This window comes from Chitinophaga varians, assembly GCF_012641275.1.
Classification (GTDB): domain Bacteria; phylum Bacteroidota; class Bacteroidia; order Chitinophagales; family Chitinophagaceae; genus Chitinophaga; species Chitinophaga varians_A.
Genome location: NZ_JABAIA010000001.1, coordinates 759,332 through 780,123, shown reverse-complemented (window position 1 = coordinate 780,123; position 20,792 = coordinate 759,332). Strand labels below are relative to the sequence as shown.

22 protein-coding genes are annotated in these 20,792 nt (G+C 49.5%); 13 read left to right on the top strand and 9 right to left on the bottom strand.

The window, feature by feature from the left end; genetic code table 11:
• The first annotated feature begins 84 nt into the window (after positions 1–84).
• A complete protein-coding gene (locus tag HGH92_RS03195) occupies positions 85–1,107 on the top strand; it encodes a sensor histidine kinase (RefSeq protein WP_168869306.1) in 1,023 nt (340 codons plus the stop codon).
• Positions 1,104–1,814 carry a LytR/AlgR family response regulator transcription factor gene (locus HGH92_RS03190; protein WP_168869305.1) on the top strand — a complete coding sequence of 237 codons (711 nt, stop codon included), beginning with the start codon at positions 1,104–1,106 and terminating at the stop codon, positions 1,812–1,814. The genes HGH92_RS03195 and HGH92_RS03190 overlap by 4 nt, the downstream gene beginning before the upstream one ends.
• Here the strand turns inward: HGH92_RS03190 and HGH92_RS03185 are convergent.
• From HGH92_RS03185 to HGH92_RS03170, 4 genes are all read right to left on the bottom strand, one after another.
• Complete coding sequence (locus HGH92_RS03185; protein ID WP_168869304.1) at positions 1,809–2,759, bottom strand: bifunctional helix-turn-helix transcriptional regulator/GNAT family N-acetyltransferase; 951 nt, start codon at positions 2,757–2,759, stop codon at positions 1,809–1,811. The two genes, HGH92_RS03190 and HGH92_RS03185, sit on opposite strands and share 6 nt — an antisense overlap.
• Before the next feature lie 103 nt (positions 2,760–2,862).
• Positions 2,863–4,452 (bottom strand): serine hydrolase domain-containing protein, encoded by a 1,590-nt coding sequence (locus HGH92_RS03180; RefSeq protein WP_211092524.1) that lies wholly within the window; start codon positions 4,450–4,452, stop codon positions 2,863–2,865.
• 11 nt (positions 4,453–4,463) lie between these two features.
• Positions 4,464–4,688, bottom strand: coding sequence for a hypothetical protein (locus HGH92_RS03175; protein ID WP_168869302.1), 225 nt, complete (start codon positions 4,686–4,688; stop codon positions 4,464–4,466).
• A 10-nt stretch (positions 4,689–4,698) separates the two neighbouring features.
• Positions 4,699–6,243, bottom strand: coding sequence for an MFS transporter (locus tag HGH92_RS03170; RefSeq protein WP_211092523.1), 1,545 nt, complete (start codon positions 6,241–6,243; stop codon positions 4,699–4,701).
• 133 nt (positions 6,244–6,376) lie between these two features.
• Here HGH92_RS03170 and HGH92_RS03165 point away from each other — a divergent pair, with 133 nt between their 5' ends.
• From HGH92_RS03165 to HGH92_RS03145, 5 genes are all read left to right on the top strand, one after another.
• Positions 6,377–6,838, top strand: a complete 462-nt coding sequence (locus HGH92_RS03165) for a hypothetical protein (protein WP_168868724.1) — start codon at positions 6,377–6,379, stop codon at positions 6,836–6,838.
• A gap of 30 nt (positions 6,839–6,868) precedes the next feature.
• A complete protein-coding gene (locus HGH92_RS03160; protein ID WP_247654821.1) occupies positions 6,869–7,465 on the top strand; it encodes a penicillin-binding protein activator LpoB in 597 nt (198 codons plus the stop codon).
• Positions 7,466–7,547: 82 nt separating this feature from the next.
• Positions 7,548–8,963, top strand: a complete 1,416-nt coding sequence (locus tag HGH92_RS03155; protein WP_168869301.1) for a COG3014 family protein — start codon at positions 7,548–7,550, stop codon at positions 8,961–8,963.
• A gap of 42 nt (positions 8,964–9,005) precedes the next feature.
• Positions 9,006–9,989, top strand: coding sequence for an SUMF1/EgtB/PvdO family nonheme iron enzyme (locus HGH92_RS03150; RefSeq protein WP_168869300.1), 984 nt, complete (start codon positions 9,006–9,008; stop codon positions 9,987–9,989).
• A gap of 3 nt (positions 9,990–9,992) precedes the next feature.
• A complete protein-coding gene (locus HGH92_RS03145) occupies positions 9,993–10,619 on the top strand; it encodes a hypothetical protein (RefSeq protein WP_168869299.1) in 627 nt (208 codons plus the stop codon).
• Here HGH92_RS03145 and HGH92_RS03140 read toward each other — a convergent pair.
• Positions 10,543–11,274 carry a hypothetical protein gene (locus tag HGH92_RS03140; protein ID WP_168869298.1) on the bottom strand — a complete coding sequence of 244 codons (732 nt, stop codon included), beginning with the start codon at positions 11,272–11,274 and terminating at the stop codon, positions 10,543–10,545. The two genes, HGH92_RS03145 and HGH92_RS03140, sit on opposite strands and share 77 nt — an antisense overlap.
• 134 nt (positions 11,275–11,408) lie before the next feature.
• Positions 11,409–12,812: a tyrosine phenol-lyase gene (locus tag HGH92_RS03135; RefSeq protein WP_168869297.1), complete on the bottom strand. Its 1,404-nt coding sequence runs from the start codon at positions 12,810–12,812 to the stop codon at positions 11,409–11,411.
• 122 nt (positions 12,813–12,934) lie between these two features.
• Between HGH92_RS03135 and HGH92_RS03130 the strand changes: the two genes are divergently transcribed.
• Together HGH92_RS03130 and HGH92_RS03125 are read left to right on the top strand one after the other, a co-directional pair.
• On the top strand, positions 12,935–13,972 hold the full coding sequence (locus tag HGH92_RS03130; protein WP_168869296.1) for a methyltransferase: 1,038 nt from the start codon (positions 12,935–12,937) through the stop codon (positions 13,970–13,972).
• A 165-nt stretch (positions 13,973–14,137) separates the two neighbouring features.
• Positions 14,138–14,404 (top strand): hypothetical protein, encoded by a 267-nt coding sequence (locus tag HGH92_RS03125; protein ID WP_168869295.1) that lies wholly within the window; start codon positions 14,138–14,140, stop codon positions 14,402–14,404.
• A 43-nt stretch (positions 14,405–14,447) separates the two neighbouring features.
• Here the strand turns inward: HGH92_RS03125 and HGH92_RS03120 are convergent, their stop codons facing one another.
• Entirely contained in the window at positions 14,448–14,987 is a 540-nt protein-coding gene (locus HGH92_RS03120; RefSeq protein WP_168869294.1) for a prolyl-tRNA synthetase associated domain-containing protein, read from the bottom strand.
• A gap of 3 nt (positions 14,988–14,990) precedes the next feature.
• The gene (locus tag HGH92_RS03115; protein ID WP_247654820.1) at positions 14,991–15,866 is read right to left on the bottom strand and encodes an EamA family transporter; all 876 of its coding nucleotides are present in this window, start codon (positions 15,864–15,866) and stop codon (positions 14,991–14,993) included.
• Positions 15,867–16,177: 311 nt separating this feature from the next.
• Here HGH92_RS03115 and HGH92_RS03110 point away from each other — a divergent pair, with 311 nt between their 5' ends.
• On the top strand, positions 16,178–17,122 hold the full coding sequence (locus HGH92_RS03110) for a M23 family metallopeptidase (protein ID WP_168869292.1): 945 nt from the start codon (positions 16,178–16,180) through the stop codon (positions 17,120–17,122).
• A gap of 38 nt (positions 17,123–17,160) precedes the next feature.
• Here the strand turns inward: HGH92_RS03110 and HGH92_RS03105 are convergent, their stop codons facing one another.
• Entirely contained in the window at positions 17,161–18,126 is a 966-nt protein-coding gene (locus tag HGH92_RS03105) for a GlxA family transcriptional regulator (RefSeq protein WP_168869291.1), read from the bottom strand.
• A 131-nt stretch (positions 18,127–18,257) separates the two neighbouring features.
• Here HGH92_RS03105 and HGH92_RS03100 point away from each other — a divergent pair, with 131 nt between their 5' ends.
• From HGH92_RS03100 to HGH92_RS03090, 3 genes are all read left to right on the top strand, one after another.
• Positions 18,258–18,959: an NAD(P)-dependent oxidoreductase gene (locus HGH92_RS03100; protein WP_168869290.1), complete on the top strand. Its 702-nt coding sequence runs from the start codon at positions 18,258–18,260 to the stop codon at positions 18,957–18,959.
• A 146-nt stretch (positions 18,960–19,105) separates the two neighbouring features.
• Positions 19,106–19,654: an RNA polymerase sigma-70 factor gene (locus HGH92_RS03095; RefSeq protein ID WP_168869289.1), complete on the top strand. Its 549-nt coding sequence runs from the start codon at positions 19,106–19,108 to the stop codon at positions 19,652–19,654.
• An 82-nt stretch (positions 19,655–19,736) separates the two neighbouring features.
• Positions 19,737–20,786 carry a FecR family protein gene (locus HGH92_RS03090; protein WP_168869288.1) on the top strand — a complete coding sequence of 350 codons (1,050 nt, stop codon included), beginning with the start codon at positions 19,737–19,739 and terminating at the stop codon, positions 20,784–20,786.
• Positions 20,787–20,792: the final 6 nt, after the last annotated feature.

Here is a 20,792-nt window from a genome sequence, read left to right as displayed (position 1 = left end):
AGGGCAACCATTGAAAAAAACGGCTAATAGCCAACATGATCCGATAACTTTGAAGACAGTTTCTAAACCTTTGTATTTTCAGCCATGGGAATTTTTAAAGCGATGCCGGCCACGATACGGCTGCAATGGGGGTTATGGATATTACTCCTGTTGCTGTTGTTTTTTACGCTGTTGCCGGAAGACGGTTTTGTACAGTCAGGCGCCTATGCTATACTGAACACGGGTTTTTATGGGCTGGTGGTATACGGCAACATCAGTTTTTTGTATCCCCGCCTTTTTCTGAAAAACAGGAAGGTATTGTACATCTTCGCGGCGGTGCTGGGCCTGCTGGCTGTCAGCCTGCTCCGTACCTACAGCATGATGTGGGTGTATAACACTTTTTTTAACCTGAAACCACATCCGGAGCAGGTGACTACCATGATCTTTGTACGTAATGTATCCGGTTTGCTGACGATCTTCCTGCTGAGTTTCATTCTGCGGATTTTTATTGCTTATTTTGTGTTGAAGCGTAAGGCGGAAGAAATGCAGCAGCAACATGCACAAACAGAGCTGGAACTGCTGAAGTCACAGGTGCAACCACATTTCCTGTTTAATACGCTGAACAACATTTACTACGAAGCCTTCCGGGAAGCGCCCCGCACGGCCTTATTGATAGAGCGGCTGTCAGAGATCATGCGTTACTTTGTGGATGAAAGCCCGAAAGACAAAGTCAATTTATCTACTGAAATAAATTTCCTGGAAAACTATATAGCACTGGAAAAAATACGGGTCCGGCATGAAATTGGCTTAACATTTATCAAAGAAACAGATGAAGATTATCGTATACCTCCCATGCTGCTGATGACGTTTGTAGAAAACATTTTCAAGCATGGCATTGACAAGACAAGTACACATAACCAGATAACTGTCACTTTATTATGCCGGAACAATCACCTCGTCTTCAATACCCGTAATGACTTGCCCCGGCACCCTGTAGCCTCCGGCCAGCGCGGATCGGGGATAGACAACCTGCGTAAACGCCTGGTATTATTGTATGGAGATAACTTTGAACTAAAGACTGAAAGATCAGATAACCATTTTAATGCCTCTTTAACCGTTCCCTTATGAGTTTAAATTGCCTGATCGTGGATGATGAGCCCAATGCGGTAAAACTGCTGGAATTACATATTCAGCAGACAACAAACTGGCATATTGTGGGCGTATGTTATAATGCGCTGGAAGCACTGGAGTGCCTGAAGCAGCACAAGGCAGATGTAGTGTTCCTCGATATCAATATGCCGCGCCTCAATGGGATGGAGCTGGCCGGCCTGTTGCCCAGTCATGTCAAAATAGTATTCACGACTGCCTATTCTGAATTTGCTGCAGCGAGTTATAATTTCCAGACGTTGGACTATCTGCTGAAACCCATTACGCTGACGCGTTTCCTGGCAGCCCGGCAGAAAGTGGAAACTGTCTTTCGCCTGACGGCGCCGGCCGACAAAACGGAAGAACAGGAGCAACAGGATTATTTCTTCGTGAAATCGGGTAAAACACTGCAGCGTATCCGGCTGCAGGACCTCCTGTACTTTGAAGGGGAAAAGGAATATGTGCGGGTAGTCACCAGCAAAGAAGAAGTGCTGGTGTACAAACGTCTGAAAGAGATCGCGGAGCAGCTCGGGCCGCCCTTTATCCGCGTGCATAACTCCTATATCGTTAATACCAGCCAGATAGAACGCATACTGGATAACCATATACACATAGCAGACAAACGTATTCCACTCAGCGAAAAGTTCCGCCCTGAGTTTATGGCGCTGATACAGCAACGTTTCCTATAAGGCCAGTTCCATCTGGATATTGGCACGTTCGTACGGCGATTTCCTGGCGGCCACTTTCTGAAAGCCCAGCTTGTGATACAGGCTGATGGCCGGTTTCAGTATCGTATTGCTTTCGAGGTACACTTTGGATGCGCCCAGCTCCCGCGCTTTTTCTATACATGCTTTGCCCAGCAGCCAGCCAATGCTCTTGCCCTGTGCACGGGGAGACACCGCCATTTTGGCCAGCTCAAAATCATAGTCCGGGTCTTTCATGGGGATCAACGCGCATACGCCAACAGGCTCATCATGGTAAAGCGCCACGAAAATATGGCCGCCCTTCCGGAGTATATGCCCATCGGGGTCATCAAGCGCTTTGTAATCCGAAGCTTCCATTTTAAAATACGTGGAGATCCATTCTTCATTAAGGTCATGAAATGCTTGCCGGTATTGAGGTTGATAGGGCACTATCCTTACCTGGCTGCTTTCGCGCAACTTCTGCTGCTCCTGCACGCGGCGCAACAAAGATTTCTGTTCCAGTAAAAATTCCCATTCCTGCATGGCTTTCCAGAGATCGTGTTTTGTCTGGGCCGACAGCTCCTCGATGGCGTTGTTCACGTCAATATACTGCGCCGCAATTTTTTCATTGACCTCCATTCCTTTGGGAGAAAGGCATACCACTGTTTTGCGTCCGTCCGTTTTGTCTTTTTTTTCTTTGATGAATCCGTTTTTTATCATCTCCCGGACGATTTTACTCACCGACACGTGTGAATGCCCTATTTCCCGGGCTATCTCCGTGATCGTTTTGTTTTCCCCACGGGACAATGCGTAAAATACAGGGAACCATTTGGGCTGCATGCTGATGCCGTACATGCCGTATACCTGGGCCGCATCTTCTGTTATTTTATCGGTCAGCAGCCGTAACCTGCTGCCTATGGCCATTTTACCGACGGTGTCGAAGAAGTTCATACAAAGTGGCAGTTGAATCTTTTTTTATTTTTGTTCTTGGTTTCGTAACTGGTTACGTAAATATAGAATTGAATTTTAAAATGACCAAAAAATTGTTGAACAGTTATGGGAGCAGTGCCGGCAGAAGATATTGTTGCAGAATGGTATTCACCTGCGGATGGGCATACGGCAGGTTATAGGCCTCGGCAGTGATCACGATGACCAGCGGCGTGTTCCGGAACACCAGGATATAATTGCCGCCATTGCCGGAGCAATAATAGGCCTCATAATCTTTGCCATGGACGCGGAAGGTTTTATTCCAGAACAGATAACCGTAATATTCCTGTTGCCGTCCGGGAATAACGCGGTGACGGGTAAACGTTTGTTGCACCCAGCCGGCAGGCAGCAACTGCCTGCCCTGCCAGCGGCCCTGCTGCTGGTAGAGCAACCCGAATTTGGCAAAGTCCGGCGTGTTCATACGGATACCACCAGCGGTATTGGCCACGTCCTGCGGGGTATACAGCCACTGGTAATGCGTGATGCCCAAGGGCCGGAAAAGCTGCTTATCGGCATATTGTTCCAGTCCGCCCGGCACGCGCCGGTGCAGTACATCGCCCAGCACCACCACGCCTGCGGTGAAATAATGCCACCCGCCTGGCTGGCGGTTATGATTGAAAGGCAGGTCCAGCGCAAACTTCACCCAGTTATCAGTCGGGTACATGTTTTCTTCATTACCGGGGGACTGCTCGTCGTTGTCATCGCCATCAAAGCCGCTGCTCATGGTCAGCAGCGCTTTCAGCGTGGTCTGTGCCTTCTCTGCCGAATAATGGCTGAACTGATGAAGGTCATAGAAATCCGACAATGGCTGGTCCACGCTTTTCAGATAGCCGTCACGCAGGGCCATCCCGGTGACGGCGCTGGCAAACGACTTCCCGACAGAACGTACATCATGCATGGAATCCCGGCCGGAACCGTTGAAATACTCTTCAATGATCAGCTGTCCCTTACGGATGACCGCGATGCTGGTGATTTTCCGGAATACGCCTGCTTCGATGTTGCCTTTCAGTATTTTGATGGTATTACGGTCAAAGCCGCCATGGGAAACAGGCAGGCCGTTATAAGGCGCCGGCGTGTTTAAGGCCACCTTAGCTGTATCAATGACAGGCTTCCTGTTAACAAGCAGCGGCAGTTCCCCGCTGGCAATCAGGGCACCGGTTTTCACTCCCTTCACCGGATCGTTGACGTAAGGCCTTATCTCCATGCTGAGCAGATGCGGTCCTTCGGTAAGTGCACTATCGCCGCCATTGTTCATAAACCGCATCCAGCAATATTCGCTCCACACGGGATCTTTTGTGTTATAGTTGATCAACGGTTTGCTGAGAAGGGTGTCCCTGATTTTCGATTGGGCAGATGGTGCGCCGGGATGCAGGTTGCTCTGGTAACACAGGCGCTTGTCTACGTATAGGCTAAACTGATAGTTGCCCTGTTGCAGCAATATTTCTTCTCCTGTGCCAGGTGCCAGCGCATGAAGGTACCGTACCAGCGGGCTGTCCAGGTGTACGGTGAAAAACAGGTCGCTTTTAGGCGTGAGTGTGTAAGGAACGGAGATGGCAGCATCCGGGGCAGGCTGGCTGGTAAAGATGATCTTACCAGGAGTCTGGGAAAGGGCGGGGAGATAGGTAAGCAGGGAAAGGGTGAAAAGGAGGTGCCGCATAGAAGCCATTTTTATGGAGTCATTTTTCTACAGGAAAAGTATTGGCGATCTAATTTCGGTTGATTGTCCATTGAAAATCCATAGGTTTTCAGGATAAGAAAATACGCCTGACGCAGGCGTTCTGCATAAGGCAGTTGTTTTACAAACCTGTTGGATGCACCAGCCTCTTGGATGTTCATTGTCCAGCGTGTGGCCTTATAAAGCTTGTATTGCGTCATTAAAATCAATTGTATCATGAAAATACAATTATGATATGGATTTTGGGCTGTGTTTAACAAATATCCACGCCATCAGGCTTCCCAGCCATCCCAACAATCCACACATCGCCATTATTTTGCGATACGCCTGGATAAAATGCTGATGATAAATATGCGTGACCTGGACCTGCTGATCATGGGACAGCCCTGCAGGAACGGCTGCATTGCCCAGGTTGACCGTCTGCGCCATGATGGCGGATTGCTGTGCCGTTGTGAGCGACAGGTGTTGCAATGATGACTGTACGGAGCCTGCAAAAAAGATGACCGCCAGCGCGCCGAAAACAGCTACGGCAAACACACCGGCGATCCTCGTAATGGCATTGTTGACGCCGGAAGCGGTGCCGGAAAGCTGACTGCCTACACAGCCCATCACAGTGGCGGTAAGGGGTGCTACGGTGATGGTCATGCCCATCCCCAGCACCAATATGCCGGGGAAGAAAGTGGTCCAGTAGGCGGAAGGCCCGTCCGTTTGTTGCACCAGCGCCAGCAATATCATCCCCGTGCCGGCCAGGAAAGGGCCAATGACCAGAAACCAGCGGGGTCCGTACTTATCGGCCAGTGTGCCTGCCAGTCGCGCCAGAAACACCATCAGGAATGTGAAAGGAAGAAACGACAATCCTGATTCCAGCTGGCTGTAACCCTGCACCTGTACCATGTTCAGCGAAAGAAACACCATACTGCCGCTAAGGCCTGCATACAGGAAAAAGGTGAGCAGGTTGGTGCCGGTGAAAGTGCGGTTGTTGAAAAGGTGAAGCGGCAGCATCGGATGCCGGCTGCGTTGTTCAGTGACCACGAAAGCCACCAGCAGCGCTATGCCCACAATGATGCTGCCATAGGCCGCCAGGCTGCTGAAACCGGATACCGGCACCCGCAGAAAGCCAAATGTCAGCAGTGCCAGTCCGCATACGATCAGCACGGCGCCGGGATAGTCCTGTGCGGGCGCATCTTCCGGCACTTCCTGTTCGGCCACTTTCCACCACAGGCATAACAGCGTTATAACGCCAATGGGTATATTAATAAAGAAGATATAGCGCCACAGGCCGGCATCGGCGAGCGCGCCGCCGAGGACAGGGCCGCCGATGGTCACCAGCGTGGTGACAGACGACCAGGTGCCGATGGCCTTGCCTCTTTCCGCTTCATCAATAGCGGACGAAATAAGCGACAGGCTGCCGGGGATCATCAACGCCCCGCCGATGCCCTGCACCATCCGGAAAATGATCAGCATGGTGACAGTGGCCGACAGCCCGCAGGCTGCCGAGCCGGCTATAAAAATGGAAATGCCGGTCATGAAAATATGACGCCGCCCCAGCCGGTCGCCCAGCGTGCCGCCCAGCAGGATCAGGGCCGCCAGCATCAGCATATAGGCGTTCAATACCCAGAAAAGATCAGTGCCCGACGCATGCAGGCTGCGCTGCAGGGAGGGCAGTGCCACATTCAGTGCGGTGCCATCGATAAAAGCCATGGCGGAAGCCAGTATGGAGGAGGTGACCACCCATCTGCCGGCAGCGCTGCGGAGAGATACGGTCGATATCATTACAGCCCGTTTGTTTTGCATAACGTCCGTGTGCTGTAAAATGTTCCGTAACGCCTTAACGGATTTTTAACAACCTGCACGGTAGGGGGAAAAGACTTCGGGACGCGTCACCTTAGTGAACACAACGAATTTTATGAGGTACTGTATCCGCTTTCATCAATTCGCGGCAGGTATTGTGGCCTGCCTGCTTACTATGGCTTCGCCTGCAAAGGCGCAACAGCAGCTGTTGCCAGACCAGAACCCCCGTTATCAGGAAAGCATGGCGCTGTACCTGATCAGTGAGGATTCATTGACGGCCCGTGAAGGTGAAACCGTGCAGAAAACCTATAAGGCATATCAGTTCATGGAAGCCAAAAGGGAATGGCGTGAACAGAAGCGTCAGGCCCGCCTTGAACGCCGCGCCAGGGGCTGGGACACATGGGGATACCCCGGCTACTCCTACGGGTACGGCTATCCGGGATACAGCTTCGGATATGGTTATCCTGCCTATGGCTTCGGTCACTACGGGCATCATTACGGCCGTTCCTCCTTCGATTGGCATGACCTGGCCGCAGTTACCACACTGGCCATGGGAGCTTATTGGCTCTTCCGCTAGTAAAATCATCGTTTAAAAAATTTCAACCTGATGTTTAAAATGAATGCTCCCGCATTGATCGGGATACTTATGTCCGCTGCTGTAATACAAGGATGCGCTCCCCGTAAGGTGACCAGGGTCGACGAAAAACAACAGATCGATATCAGCGGCCGCTGGAATAATACCGACTCCCGCCTCACGGCAGAAGAAATGATCGCCAGCGCCCTCGGTGAAAACTGGTTGTCCGAATTCTCCCAACAAAATGGTGGTAAAAAACCGGTGGTAATCGTTGGCATGGTCACTAATAAAAGCCATGAACATATCGATGCGGAAACGTTCATCAAAGACATGGAACGCACTTTTGTCACCACCCAGAAAGTAAGACTGGTACAGGGCGGCGCCAAAAGAGAAGAGCTGCGCGGTGAAAGGGCAGATCAGCAGAAAAACGCTTCTGTGTCTACCATGAAAAAATGGGGACTGGAAGTGGGAGCAGACTATATACTTCAGGGTAGTATCAATTCTATCGTAGATTCACATAAAAGGCAAATGGTAGTGTATTATCAGGTAGACCTGGAACTGACCGACCTGCAAAGCAACGAAGTAAAATGGATTGGCAATAAGAAGATCGCCAAATATGTGAAGAATTAAACCTACATACTCGTTACCACTGTGGTGACCGTGCGCCGGTTGTCTGTGTTGCCGGCGCACATTTTTATCTCAAAAGCGTATCATGTGTATCTCTGTTCGTCAATGGAAGCGGTGGCTGCCGCTGGCATTGGCTGTGCCCTTCTTTTTTTCATGCCGCACGTATAACCACGCGGTGGCGCCCTATTACCAGGCAGTGTCGGAGGGCCGCTTCGGGGAAGCTTCCACGGAGCTGGACAAAGCACGCTTTTTCCGGTATGGCCGCAACAAACTGCTGTTTAACATGGAGAAAGGAAAAACAGCTTTCTTACAGGGACGCTACCACGAAAGCAACCTGTATTTCAACGCCGCAGACTCCATCCTGTCGGGCCACCGCGGCAGCAGGGTGCTGGACCAGACACTGGGACTAGTGATCAATCCTGCCATGCAGATTTACCAGGGAGAAGACTTCGAACGGTTACTGATACACTATTATAAATCCATTAACTACCTGAAGCTACACCAGCTGGAAGACGCTGAGGTAGAAGCCCGCCGGATATCACTCGGCACCTATGCCCTCAACGACCGGAAAAAAAATAACGATAAAAAATACAGCAACGACGCTTTTTCATTGATTGTGCAGGGCATCGTATATGAAAGCGCCGGCGATATCAATAATGCTTTTATCTCCTACCGCAATGCAGCTGATATTTTCCTGAAAGCGCCTGATCACCGCTATTATGGCGTGGACCTGCCCGCACAGTTGCAGGTAGACCTGCTGCGTACCGCCGATCAGCTGGGCTTTCAACAGGAAGTACAATATTATGAACAACAATTTGGTCGTGTGTACCAGCGTACAGCCGACAACGATGGCGGCGCAGTGCTGGTGATCTGGGAAAACGGACTGGCGCCGGTAAAAGCGGAAAGCAATTTTTTCTTTACCCTCACCGAAAGAGGACCAGGCAACTTTGTTTTTACCGACCCCAACACCCAGATTTTCATCCCTTTCGATTTCAACCTTTTCCCACAGGACTCCTGCCACCGCCTGCGGCGACACCTGGAAGCCTTTCGGGTGGCCTTCCCCAGCTATGTGGAACAACCATTGTATTACACCACCGCCGATATTCAGCGCGACAGTACCTTCTCCACTACGTTGGAGAAAGTGGAAGATGTGAACCAGCTGGCCTTTCGCACCCTGCAGGAACGGTTCCTGAAGGAAATGGGATTGGCACTCACACGGCTGGCCATCAAAAAACTGGCAGAATATGAGATCCGGAAAAATGACGAAGTAGCCGGAGAACTGTTTAATCTCCTTTCCACATTAGCCGAAAAGGCCGACACCCGAAACTGGCAAAGCCTGCCACATTCGATTTATTATTCGCGCATCCCCCTGAAAAAAGGAGATAACAAAATTACCCTTACGCTCAAAGGAAAAGATAACACGCAGCAGAAAGTGGAATTCAATGTCGTGGGAAATGGCCGTCTCCAGACATTACATTATGCCTCGTTACTGAAATCATGAAAGTTTGGTTAAATTAGTCGCCGGAAATTATCCTGATATTTCATGAGCGTAACCCAAATATATGACCGTCAGGCGTGGAATGCATTGTCCCGCCCGGAAGCAGAAGCCATTTTACAACAGTTGATACAGACCCGGTTTCCGGAGTTTACCATCAAACGTTTTGAGACATTTGAAAAATTCGCTCAGCGTACTTTTACCGCTGTGCTGGACCATGACGGGGCAGAATTTGTTTTTGTGCCCGGTGATACCGTAACACTGGGCCTCGATTCCTGGAACATAGCCACAGAAAACCGGGAGCATATGGCCGCCCTGTTTAATAATGATATCGGGGAGATGGATAACTACATCCGTGAGCGGCTGTCGCCCGTACGCACCGTTACTGTCAGCCCTATGATCGTGGAACGGGCCTACCGTGCCACCGGATATTTCCCTGTGGAATTAACAGATGAACGCCTCACCTCCGACGAATATTTTGAGAAAACTTTTGCCGAAGTAAAAGCCTCTCCCCGCGAGCACTGGAGTTATACCGTGAATGATACTTTCCGGCTGGTAAAAGACGGTGATCATATCCAGGCATGGCTGTACGAGGGCGTTTCCAGGGAGACACTGACAAAGGAAATACAAGACACGGGTTTCAGGCTTCCTACCGAAGACGAGTGGGAATACCTTTGTGGAGGCGGTTCCCGCAGTATATACCCGTGGGGCGATTCCATGGACTACGATAAAAACTATCTCTATTTCAAACGCGAAGGAAACGACGAAGAAAATTACCTGGAAAGTCCTAATCATTTTGGGCTGGTGATCGCCAACAACCCTTATCATTATGAAGTGATGATGGACAGCGAGTGGTTCCTCAAAGGTGGCGACGGCGGTTGTAACCTCTGTGGCGGCGGTGGCTTAGACCTCGGATATCTCAGCGTAGGCACGTATTTCCGTGACCCGGGTATTTTTGATGATGATATGAATTATGCCGAAGAGATTACCGGTGATTATACTTTTGTGAGAAGGGTAAAGAGGATACTGTAACCTATGGCAAGCCAACTGCTACTTGACAACAAAGGCTTCCGCACAGCGGAATGGTTTATTCCGCCGTTCGTATTACAGGAAAGAGAGTTGGTGGTGCTAAACCTGAAGGACCCGGTAAACGCTATGGCCGTCCAGAACCCTGTTGTGGATATCGTTACCGGTAAAACGAAATGTACAGAGGTGAACGTACGTCATCCTCTCACATACGTGCCGCATTTCCGGCAGTCGTGGTTCCGCCGGCGTTTTAACCCCGTGTCTGTTGGAGAATACGTGAAAAAGAATATAGGTCCCGCCAGCGAATACGCCGGCATCATCTATGAGTATTGTGATGTTTGTGAGCAACAAGGTAATATTGACCGCCATACCCAAATGGATAGGTTAATGGGCGGCCCTAAACGCCTGTTAACGCTATGTGCTGCGCTGCACCGTTATCGTTATATTGTTTATGATATGCGGGCCGTAGGTCCGGAAGCAGTAGGCTTTATTCATGAGTTGGTAAAGCGGCATGTAAGCCGCGGCGGGGCTGCGTTGCTGCTGGACCGTTATGAAGAACTTAAGCAGGATTGCAGCCGGTATGTGGAGGTGGAGTGGGATCGGCGTTTAATAACAACGCTATCTTCACCGCAATAAACGCCACATCTTTCTGCTGCGTCATTATCTCCTCAATACTTTCCAGCGTAATACCCTGCCGCAGCGCTACCGTCAGCAAGGTGACGCAAGTGGCAATAGTCTCCGGTTCTATCGGGTTGATAGTACCTTCGAGGCTGCGCCAGCGCCGTGTGTCTTTACTGAGCAACCGCGGACGTGTATGCATGCGTGTGAGCAATGGTTTCCAGGCGGCTGGCAGGTCTGCTGCCTGGGTGGCTTCTTCGGTGGCTTCGAAGGCTTCTATATAAAGACGGATAGGAATCTGTAATCGTCCCACCGGCTCCTGGTAGGCGGTAATATCGGCAGGCGCATCTTTAAAATAACTGCACAATAGCTGGTAAAATGGAAGGTCCGGACCTGGTTCCATATCGGGGGACTGATAACAACAAATAGCGGCGATGATGCTGTAGGTATCTGCCGCGCGGGTAAAATACTCCCTCGCCCGGGAGAACCATTTCCTGGCGGCAGCCTGATCATAGAACATGACGTAGCCGGCAGCTTTCATGTAACTGCCTGCGATGGTTGGGAAGTCGTCGGACTGCCCTTCATCGAGGTAGATGGCGTAACTGCTGTAAGCACTGACCAGCATGGTCAGCACTTCCCGGTCGAGCTGTAGTAAGGAAGAAAAATCGGTCATCACCCTGCAACTTACAATTTTATCACATGGGATGCACTATGAAGCCAATATGCCTCTTCTTTTTGTTCATCTTTTTAAAGAGAAAGCCCTTTCCGGGGAAAGGGCTGCCAGGTATAAAGATGATGGGATATTGATTAATGTGCGGTTCCGGCCGGTTCCGGCGACAGTTGCCTGAACCGTGCCTGGAAAAACCGAAGGTATTTAGGCTCCATGGTGAATTCGAGGCCTGGTATGTCGTACCTGTTTTCATAGGCTTCTATGATCGCATCGGCTACCACGTCCATATGGGAGAGGGTATATACTCTTCTGGGGATGGCCAGGCGCACCAGTTCCAGCGATGGGTAGTGGTGGTCGCCGGTTTCTTTGTCGCGGCCGGCGGAAACGATGCCTCTTTCCACGGTGCGCACCCCGCCCGCTTCGTACAGTGCTACTGTCAATGCCTGCGCGGGGAAACTGGTTTGCGGCAGGTGTGGCAGAAAAGCGCGTGCGTTGAGAAATACGCCGTGTGTGCCGATAGGGTTCAGTACAGGAATACCGGCTTCTTTCAGCAGGTTGCCCAGGTAATGTACCTGGTACACGCGGGCGGCAATATGGGCTTCGCCTACCGATTCTGTAATGCCGATGGCCATGGCTTCCATGTCGCGGCCAGCGAGGCCGCCATAGGTATGCATGCCTTCGTATACGATCACCAGGTTTTTGGCTTCCTCATACAGGCCTTCGTCATTCAATGCCAGGAACCCGCCGATATTCACCAGCGCGTCCTTTTTTCCGCTCATCACGGCACCGTCTGTCAGGGAACAGATTTCTTTCACAATAGAGGCCACTGTCCTGTCTGCATAACCGGGCTCGTGTTGCTGTATCATAAAGGCGTTCTCCGCTACGCGCGCCATATCGTGGATGATGCGGATACCATGCTGTTGGGTAAGCTTCCGCACCTGTTTCATATTTTCCAGCGATATCGGTTGGCCGCCGGCCATGTTCACGGTGGTGGCTAAACTGAGATAGGCGATATTGGCCGCTCCTGCTTCGTTGATGATTGCTTCCAGCTTCCGCAGGTCTATATTTCCCTTGAAGGGAAAATCTGAATCGGGGTCATGGGCTTCGTCTGTGATAACATCCGTGAAATTGCCGCCTGCCAGTTCCTGGTGCAGCCGGGTAGTGGTGAAGTACATATTGCCGGGAACGTACATGCCTGGCCGTATCAGCAGGCGGGAAATCAGGTGTTCTGCGCCTCTGCCCTGGTGGGTGGGCACTACATACTTGTATCCGTAATATTCCTGTACCACCGCTTCCAGGTGATAGAAATTGCGGCTGCCGGAATACGCTTCATCACCCATCATCATGCCTGCCCATTGACGGTCGCTCATAGCGCTGGTGCCGCTGTCTGTCAGCAGATCGATGTATACGTCTTCCGACTTTAACTGGAATGGGTTAAAGCCGGCCTCTTCAATCAGTTTTTTGCGTTCTTCACGGGTGGTTTTTCGAAGCGGCTCTATCATTTTGATTTTGTAGGGCTCTGCCCAGTGGGATTTCTTCATAAGATTGTTGGTGATGGGTTATAGATCTATATCGTCTCAAAATAAAGACTGCCACTGCGGTGAGAGCGACAGGGAATCATATTAAATTTAGATACACGTTATTTTTAAAAAAAATCTATCCTATGCGCGTTAACTTATCCGGCTTACAAGCCTCTGCTGAACATACCGGCAATATCCTCCGCCACATTACCAATCACTGGGTTTCCTGTTGTGTATATACGGCCGCCCGGCTGGACATAGCGGAGATACTTTCTGCCGGCCCTTTAGACATCGCTGCGCTGGCGGCTGAAACAAACACACATGCGCCTTCACTTCATCGTATGTTGAAACTGCTGGCCGCCAACGGGGTCTTTGAAGAACAGTCACCAGGCGTATTTGTGAACACCCCTGATTCCCTGGCGTTGATCGGTGATATTAAAGGCAGCATGAAAGCATTCCTGCTGGCGGAAATGGGAGAGTTTTACACCCCATGGGGCAATCTGATAGATAGTGTCAGGTCCGGGAAAACTGCTTTTGATGAATACTACGGAGAAAACCTCTGGGAATTTTATAAGAAAAATGCCGGTGAGGGACAAAACTTCATGAAAGCTATGACTGCCTTGACCAGCTTTCTGAGTCCCGCCATCCTGGATAAATATGATTTTTCTTCTTTTAAAACGATCATCGATGTGGGTGGCAGCAATGGCTCTCTGTTGACCGCTATTCTCAGAAAGACACCAGGAGCGTCTGGTATCGTATTCGACGTGCCTTACGTAGTGGAGCAAACAGCCGCATTGCTGTCTGCTGATCCGGAGCTCCGTCAGCGTAGCTCCGCTGTCAGCGGTAATTTCTTTGAACAGGTGCCTGCCGGTGCGGATGCCTACCTTTTAAAGATGATCATTCATGACTGGGATGACGAAGATTCCGTGCGCATCCTCAGCGTTGTCAGCAAAGCTATGAAACCGGAAAGCAAAATCCTGATCGTGGACGGTGTTATTCCTGAAGGCAACTCGTATCACGGAGCAAAGTTTATGGATGTGAACATGCTGGTGGTAACGGGCGGAAAAGAAAGAACGGCAGCGGAATTTGATGAACTGTTCCGCCGGTCCGGTCTGCGGCTTACACGTGTCATTGACCTCGATATCACAGAAGTGAGCATTGTGGAAGGGGAGAAGGTATAAGCCCGGCGGGCCCGGATTGAGGAGATTATCGATATATTCGTGCACGTTAGTCTGCCCGTGTAGAACATTCTCCTGTTTGTGATCGTTGTTGTATATTGCGTTTCCAGCATAATAGCGATACCTGTGATTATTTCCTTCGACCTTGATGATACTTTAATACCCGGAATGAAACAGTTTCCGGTAGAACGTAAATCAATATGGCAGCGGCTTATCAGCCGCGAATGCATCAGGGCAGGCACTGTCAGGCTGATGAAACAGCTTCGGCAGGACAACCACCGGCTGTACGTGTATACTACTTCTTACAGATCGCCGGCATATATCAGTAGGATGTTTCTGAGTTATGGTATTCGGCTAGATAAGATCATCAATAAAAGTATTCATGATAAAATCCTGGGCAAAACAGCAGGCAGCATGTTCATATTTTATAAATAACAAAAGGTTGTAAGTGTTACCTTACAACCTTTTGCATACTCGTTTATATTTCTATCACTTTCGGTGAATGCCCGGTATAAGCCAGGAAATCATGCATGATCCAGTCTCTGCTGATCTTCATGTAGCTGGTGGTGGTACCATCGCTGCAGCCATACCATTCTTCCAACAGCACGTCTTTGTCAATAACTACCTGTACGGCGTGTTCTTTGTCCAGCAGCAGGCCGAAGATAGTGGTGGCCCCTATGGTGGTGCCCAGCATGGTGCCCAGTAATTCTACCGGGGCGAATGACACCCTGGATATGCCTAATACCCGGCTCAGGTCTTTGGTGACAAAAGGTTTGCCGGCCGTGGTGACGAACAGGTAGAAATTTGTCTGCTGCCGGTTGCACAGAAACAGCGTTTTTACCGTTTTCATATTCAGCTGGCGGTCGATGAGGATACAGTCTTCCATGGTAATGGCGTCATCATTGTCTACCCGTTCAAATGGCACCTGCTTTTCCTGCAACAGGGTATACACCATCTCCTGTAGGGCGGTCTTAAATACCACAGGTGGTGTATGTTTTACTTCACTGATATAAAACATGGTTCAGTTTTCTTTTTTTGTTTTTGACGATTTATAGTAATTCATGACCGATATAGCGGCCAGCATGATGATGATACCTGCTATCTGCACCGGGCTGATAGCTTCATGCAGAACAAGATAGGCACATAAAACGGCAACCGGAAATTCTACGGCCATCAGGATGGCGCTGGTGCCGGCCCCTGTTTTGGGGATGCCGGCGGCAAACAGTGCCGTCGGAATAGTGGTGCCTACCACGGCCAAAAATATGGCCCATAACATAAACGTATATCCGAAATGATTGTCTGATATGATGGGCTGCACATTGATGATAAAAATAGTCAGGGCGGAACCTGCCATGATAAGCGTGCTTTTCGATTGCCACCTCACGCCTTTGCCTACCCGGCTGTTGGCCACAATATACACCGCATATGTAAAAGATGATGCCAGTGCCAATACCATGCCCTGCCAGGAGAAGTACAAGGTGTCAGTCTGCAGCAGATTCCCTGCCATGACCGTTCCCACCAGGATAAACAGGACCGTTACCAGCTCCGGTCGGCCCGGCCGCTGCCGGAAAATAAGCCATTCCAGCAATAAACTGAACCATGTGAACTGCATCAGTATCACAATGGCCAGTGAAGCGGAGATATAACTTACGGACTGGTAATACAGAAAATTTGTGAGCCCGATGGCGCCGCCTACCAGCATTAGCGTCACCAGCTCTTTGGCGGACAGCCTTTGGAGGCTGGTTTTACCAGTGGTCAATAACAGCGTCAGGCCCAGCAGCATGGCCGACAGGAAGGCCTGGGAGAAGGATATTTCCGCGGCATGATAGCCCGACGCATAGGACAGCTTTACGAACGAAGACATCGTTCCGTACATGACCCCGCCTAAAAGGACCATGAACGAATATTTAAAATTTTTCATTTCAAGATTGTCTGAATAAAACAAATGATAACCACAAGCTAAGTTGAGGCTAAACAATCCTGAATACTGACATTAAAGCATATGAAATCCTCTCCCGTAGCAAACGGGAAGGTAGTGTAGAATCCGGTTGTTCAGCCCTCAGGCTACCGGCGGAGGCGTACTGGTAGAAAAACGATGTTGCATAGTATATTAAGGTATCTGGTAAAGATAATAAAATTTAACCGGTTGTCATATATTCGGTCCGGTTACTTACCTTCAGGACATAACCTCGAATTTGCCAACCTACTATGAAAAGAATTATTGTAGCATGTAAGTTTATCGGTGCTCTGGGAGTGATCGGTTTTTGGTACAAGCGTTTTCTCCTTTTTGCACCGTTCTATCTGGTAGCCATTATACTGGAGATGATTGAAAAAATCATCAACAAGAAGAAAAAATCAGAGCAAACAACAGACCGGCAGGACGCCTCCATCGATATGAGCCGTTATTACGTAACCATCTATCTGAGCCTTTTAAATCCATATGCCCTGGCACAGACAGTAAAACAATTGTTGGGACAGTTATACATACTGGTTTTCCATTCCTTCAGGTTACCATCTCCTGCAACTTTCCATAGTAAAACCAACTACATACTTCCTTTTAAAGGTACATGGAAAGTTGGGCGCGGCGGGGTAACACCTGAAACATCCCACTCCTGGGGACTGTTCACGCAGCGGTATGCCTATGACTTTTTTATGATAGATGATCATCATCGGCCTAACAGCGGAACAGGGAACCGGTTGGAGGACTATTATTGTTTTGATCAGGAGATAATTGCGCCGGCGGATGGAACTATTGTCAGTATGAAAAATAATGTCCGGGATTATACCCATGTTGGCGACCTTTCTGTGGATTGGAAGACAAAGGATTTTAGAGGAAATTATCTGGTGATCGAGCATCAAAAGAATGAATATAGCTTTATCGCGCATTTCAGGAAAGGAAGTATTGTCGTGAAGAAAGGAGACAAGGTAAAACAGGGCCAGCTTCTGGGGGCATGTGGTAACAGCGGTCACTCCACCATGCCGCATATCCATTACCACCTTCAGGACAGGAAATATTTCTGGACGGCTTTAGGGTTGCCCATCCGCTTTAAGAACGTTGCCGTAAACGGACAAGATGTCCATGAACAGGGAGAATACATCCATACAGACCAGGAGGTAAGCAACCTCCGTATACACGAGTTAATAGTACCTTGATACCTGGTGTTTGTTGCCGGCAATCAAAGAATATTACCTCACCGGGTCACCTGTCGCCGGAATTCTCCGGGCGTCATGCCTGTTGTCCTGACAAAAAGCCGTGAAAAGGAGGCAAGGTCCTGATAACCTACCTGGTAGCATATCTCGCTGATGTTTAGTGTTGTTGTTTCCAGCAAGGCTTTGGCGGCGTCCAGGCGTTTCTGTTGCAACCATTTCGCGGGGGAAAGCCTTAATTCATCTGCGAATTTCCGGGATAGGGTCCTGTAGGATACAGTCAGTTTTCGTGCGATCATTTTTCCCGTTAAGGTGTCCAGTCCTGTTTCTGCAGCAATGTCGTCCAGCTTTTTTTCGAATGGGTGCTGCTGTAGTTCTGAAGGCTGCATTTCATAGGGTGTCTGAAACTGTCGTACTGCGGGCATAGCCATGATTTTCCTCACTTGCCTCTCTTCTTCGGCGAAGCCAAGATCAATCAGTACGGCAGATAGGAGGTCCATGCCGCCATATACCGCGCCTGACGTATAGATGCGCCCCTGGCGTACTACCATGCGGGAGGGTTCCCAATGCACTTCCGGAAAAAGACGCTGCGCTTCATGTTTGACCCACCAGGCTACAGTGGCCCGTTTGCCATTTAATATATGCAGATGTGCCAATAGTAGTCCTGCCCCACAGGTGCCTGCTATGATGGCTTGCTGAGCTACAGCCTGTTGTAACAGTGGCCCGGTAAATTTGCTTTCCCGCCTAAGGATACCGGCAAGAAGTGTCGTGTCCAGCGAGATGCCTGCCAGCAATATCAGCACGTCCATCTTCCGGGAAGGTTTTGTACGGGCGTGAAAGGTGATACCGGAGCGGGACACCGGACGGGACTGCCGCGATACAAATTCCACGGAAAAAATTTCTTCCCCTTTTATTTCATTGATCGCCAGCAGCATTTCTATAATAGAAGAAGCAATGGCCGAATAAAAATCCGGCGGCAGATAAATGACGACATGTTTGGTCTTTTTCATATCCGCAAATATTCAACAATGATAAGTCTTAAAAATGATTTGTCCATTTTTGCATAGTTATTGGCTAAAGTGGCAAATGCAGAGTGGTGCTAATTATCCACCTTTGGTGCAAACAAAAAAAGAGATTAATTATGAATATTGGAATTATCGGAGCAACAGGCAATATCGGTCAACGCACGTTGATCGAGGCATTAAACAGAGGGCATCATGTAACTGCATTTACCCGCAACATTTCATTGATCTCAGAAGAAAGAAAAAATGTCAGCTGGAAAGAGGCCGACGTCTTTGATCTCAACAGTATTGCCGCCGCTATGGAAGGACTCGATGTATTGATCAGTTTATATCAACCCGGCAATGCCTCCAAAGACATGGCTGATACGGTCCGGCAGTCTGTTCAGACCCCGACGGTATATGCTACGGTGGCCGGAAATCTGCTGAAGGCGATGGCGCAATATCCTGCATTGCGCCTGATCGTGGTAGGTGGCGCCGGCAGCCTGGAAATCGAGCCGGGTCGTACACTGGCGGATACTACGGAAGAATTGCATGCCACATTGGAAGAACTGGGGCTCCCGCGGGAATATGCATTGGCGGTTCGTGGCCACCGGGACGCATTAAATACCTACCGTCTTTCCAACCGGCGCTGGACATATCTTAGTCCTGCTGAAAACATCTACCCTGGTGAGCGTACCGGCAGATTCAGATTAGGTGGCGATCAGCCTGTGCGGGATGCCGACGGCAAAAGCCGCATATCTTTCGAAGATTGTGCCATTGCACTGATAGATGAGGCAGAATTGCCGCAGTTTGTACAAAGACGTTTTACCATTGGGTATTAAACCGAAGGAATGGCAACACAAGCGCCGAAAGCAGTATAATTCATCATACTGCTTCCGGCGCTCTTTTTTTAGATAAAAAATATTACCGCTTCCCATCCCTTTTTTTGTATTTTAGATAGGAAATAGTGATTTCCTATATTTAGATCATGTCCACGTTTCATACGATCAAAGCATTGAAAGAAGGAAATACTTCCGTTTTCAGAGAACTGTTCAATGAATATCACCGGAAGGTATATCTATATGTCCTGTCCAAAACGAATTCCCAATATATCGCTGAGGAAACCACCCAGATCACATTCATCAAATTATGGAACTACCGGGAACAGCTAAACGAATCGGACCAGGTAGGAAAGCTGTTGTTCCACATGGCCCGCGCTACCTGTATTGACCTGTTCAGGAAGGATGCTGTCAGGGAAAGGGTGCTGAAGCTGGAGAAACCAGCGGAAAACGAAGCCTGGTATGGTAATGACACGGTGGAAGTGAAGGAGCTGCAGCAGCGCATAAAACACGCTGTGGGCAACATGCCGCCTGTCAGGAGAAGGGTGTTTGAGCTTAGCCGCTACGAATTTAAATCCTATAAAGAGATTGCAGCATTACTGTCCTTGTCTGTTAAAACGGTGGAAAATCATATGGCGCTTGCTATCAAGCATTTAAGAAAATCGCTGATGCTGTTGGTCCTCTTGTTCCTGCGCTAAAAAAAATTTTTATCTTCTCATTAGGGGATGCCCTTTTTTCAAACGATATATGAATGAAGGCACCTCATTATCCAAGCCGAAAATGATACCAAGGGAACTAATTGACCGATATTTCAGGAACGAATGCAGCGACGATGAGCGGAGGCGGGTGCTGGAATATTTTCGTAATAGTCCCGAAGAGTGGAACAAGTACATGACCGAGGAAGACTGGGACGGCTTTATGGCAAATGCAGAGGTAGATCCGGCACTTTCTGAAAAGATGTTCAAAGCGGTCAGCAGCAACACTTTGAGGGAAAAGCGGAAAACACCGGTCATCTGGCTGGCCGCTGCGGCATCGGCCGGGCTGGCGGTGGGACTGCTGTGGCTGTTCCGGCCCGCTTCAACACCGTTGAAGGCTACACACGAAACGGCTGCTGCAGCCACTGAACGGATGACGGAAAGAAAAAATACCGCTGATAAACCAGTGAGCATCCTGCTGGCTGACAACTCTGAAGTGTTGTTGTCGCCCAACAGCAGCATCCGGTTTTATGAACGTTTTCTTTCGCAAAAGGAACGGATAGTGCAGCTCTCAGGCGAAGCGTTGTTTAAGGTGGCCGGAGATAAGAGCAGGCCATTTGTGGTATATGCAGACCAGCTGGCTACTACCGTGCTGGGCACTTCGTTCACCGTACAGGCCTTTGCTGAGAGTGATGTGATAACGGTAATGTTGCATGAAGGCAAGGTGCAGGCGGCAGCAGCGGATTCCCTGCATACCAATTGGAAAAGCAGGGTGGTACTGGTGCCCGGTGATGTGCTGACTTATAACAAGGTCACGATGCTGGCAAGCGTCCGGCACAGCATGCCTGCGCAGCAATTGGTGAAAGCTGGTCCTGCCAACAGGAACGCCCGTACTGTCCATCGGCCCGACTGGTATACCTTTGACGCATCACAGCTTTCCGAAGTGTTGGACCAGTTAAGCAGTTATTACCAGGTAGATATTTATTATTATCCCGCTGACTTACAACAGAAATACTTCTCAGGAAGATTACATAAAACAGATTCACTGGAAACGATATTAAAAGATATAGCATTGCTCAACCATCTAACCATAGAGAAAAAAGAAGGCAGCTATATCATCAGCAGGAAACATTAACCAAAA

Excerpts from the sequence above, each read along its gene's own strand:
- HGH92_RS03195 (WP_168869306.1), top strand. The coding sequence starts at position 85 with ATGGGAATTTTTAAAGCGATGCCGGCCACGATACGGCTGCAATGGGGG.
- HGH92_RS03190 (WP_168869305.1), top strand. The coding sequence starts at position 1,104 with ATGAGTTTAAATTGCCTGATCGTGGATGATGAGCCCAATGCGGTAAAA.
- HGH92_RS03185 (WP_168869304.1), bottom strand. The coding sequence starts at position 2,759 with ATGAACTTCTTCGACACCGTCGGTAAAATGGCCATAGGCAGCAGGTTA.
- HGH92_RS03180 (WP_211092524.1), bottom strand. The coding sequence starts at position 4,452 with ATGCGGCACCTCCTTTTCACCCTTTCCCTGCTTACCTATCTCCCCGCC.
- HGH92_RS03175 (WP_168869302.1), bottom strand. The coding sequence starts at position 4,688 with ATGATACAATTGATTTTAATGACGCAATACAAGCTTTATAAGGCCACA.
- HGH92_RS03170 (WP_211092523.1), bottom strand. The coding sequence starts at position 6,243 with ATGATATCGACCGTATCTCTCCGCAGCGCTGCCGGCAGATGGGTGGTC.
- HGH92_RS03165 (WP_168868724.1), top strand. The coding sequence starts at position 6,377 with ATGAGGTACTGTATCCGCTTTCATCAATTCGCGGCAGGTATTGTGGCC.
- HGH92_RS03160 (WP_247654821.1), top strand. The coding sequence starts at position 6,869 with ATGTTTAAAATGAATGCTCCCGCATTGATCGGGATACTTATGTCCGCT.
- HGH92_RS03155 (WP_168869301.1), top strand. The coding sequence starts at position 7,548 with ATGTGTATCTCTGTTCGTCAATGGAAGCGGTGGCTGCCGCTGGCATTG.
- HGH92_RS03150 (WP_168869300.1), top strand. The coding sequence starts at position 9,006 with ATGAGCGTAACCCAAATATATGACCGTCAGGCGTGGAATGCATTGTCC.
- HGH92_RS03145 (WP_168869299.1), top strand. The coding sequence starts at position 9,993 with ATGGCAAGCCAACTGCTACTTGACAACAAAGGCTTCCGCACAGCGGAA.
- HGH92_RS03140 (WP_168869298.1), bottom strand. The coding sequence starts at position 11,274 with ATGACCGATTTTTCTTCCTTACTACAGCTCGACCGGGAAGTGCTGACC.
- HGH92_RS03135 (WP_168869297.1), bottom strand. The coding sequence starts at position 12,812 with ATGAAGAAATCCCACTGGGCAGAGCCCTACAAAATCAAAATGATAGAG.
- HGH92_RS03130 (WP_168869296.1), top strand. The coding sequence starts at position 12,935 with ATGCGCGTTAACTTATCCGGCTTACAAGCCTCTGCTGAACATACCGGC.
- HGH92_RS03125 (WP_168869295.1), top strand. The coding sequence starts at position 14,138 with ATGAAACAGTTTCCGGTAGAACGTAAATCAATATGGCAGCGGCTTATC.
- HGH92_RS03120 (WP_168869294.1), bottom strand. The coding sequence starts at position 14,987 with ATGTTTTATATCAGTGAAGTAAAACATACACCACCTGTGGTATTTAAG.
- HGH92_RS03115 (WP_247654820.1), bottom strand. The coding sequence starts at position 15,866 with ATGGTCCTTTTAGGCGGGGTCATGTACGGAACGATGTCTTCGTTCGTA.
- HGH92_RS03110 (WP_168869292.1), top strand. The coding sequence starts at position 16,178 with ATGAAAAGAATTATTGTAGCATGTAAGTTTATCGGTGCTCTGGGAGTG.
- HGH92_RS03105 (WP_168869291.1), bottom strand. The coding sequence starts at position 18,126 with ATGAAAAAGACCAAACATGTCGTCATTTATCTGCCGCCGGATTTTTAT.
- HGH92_RS03100 (WP_168869290.1), top strand. The coding sequence starts at position 18,258 with ATGAATATTGGAATTATCGGAGCAACAGGCAATATCGGTCAACGCACG.
- HGH92_RS03095 (WP_168869289.1), top strand. The coding sequence starts at position 19,106 with ATGTCCACGTTTCATACGATCAAAGCATTGAAAGAAGGAAATACTTCC.
- HGH92_RS03090 (WP_168869288.1), top strand. The coding sequence starts at position 19,737 with ATGATACCAAGGGAACTAATTGACCGATATTTCAGGAACGAATGCAGC.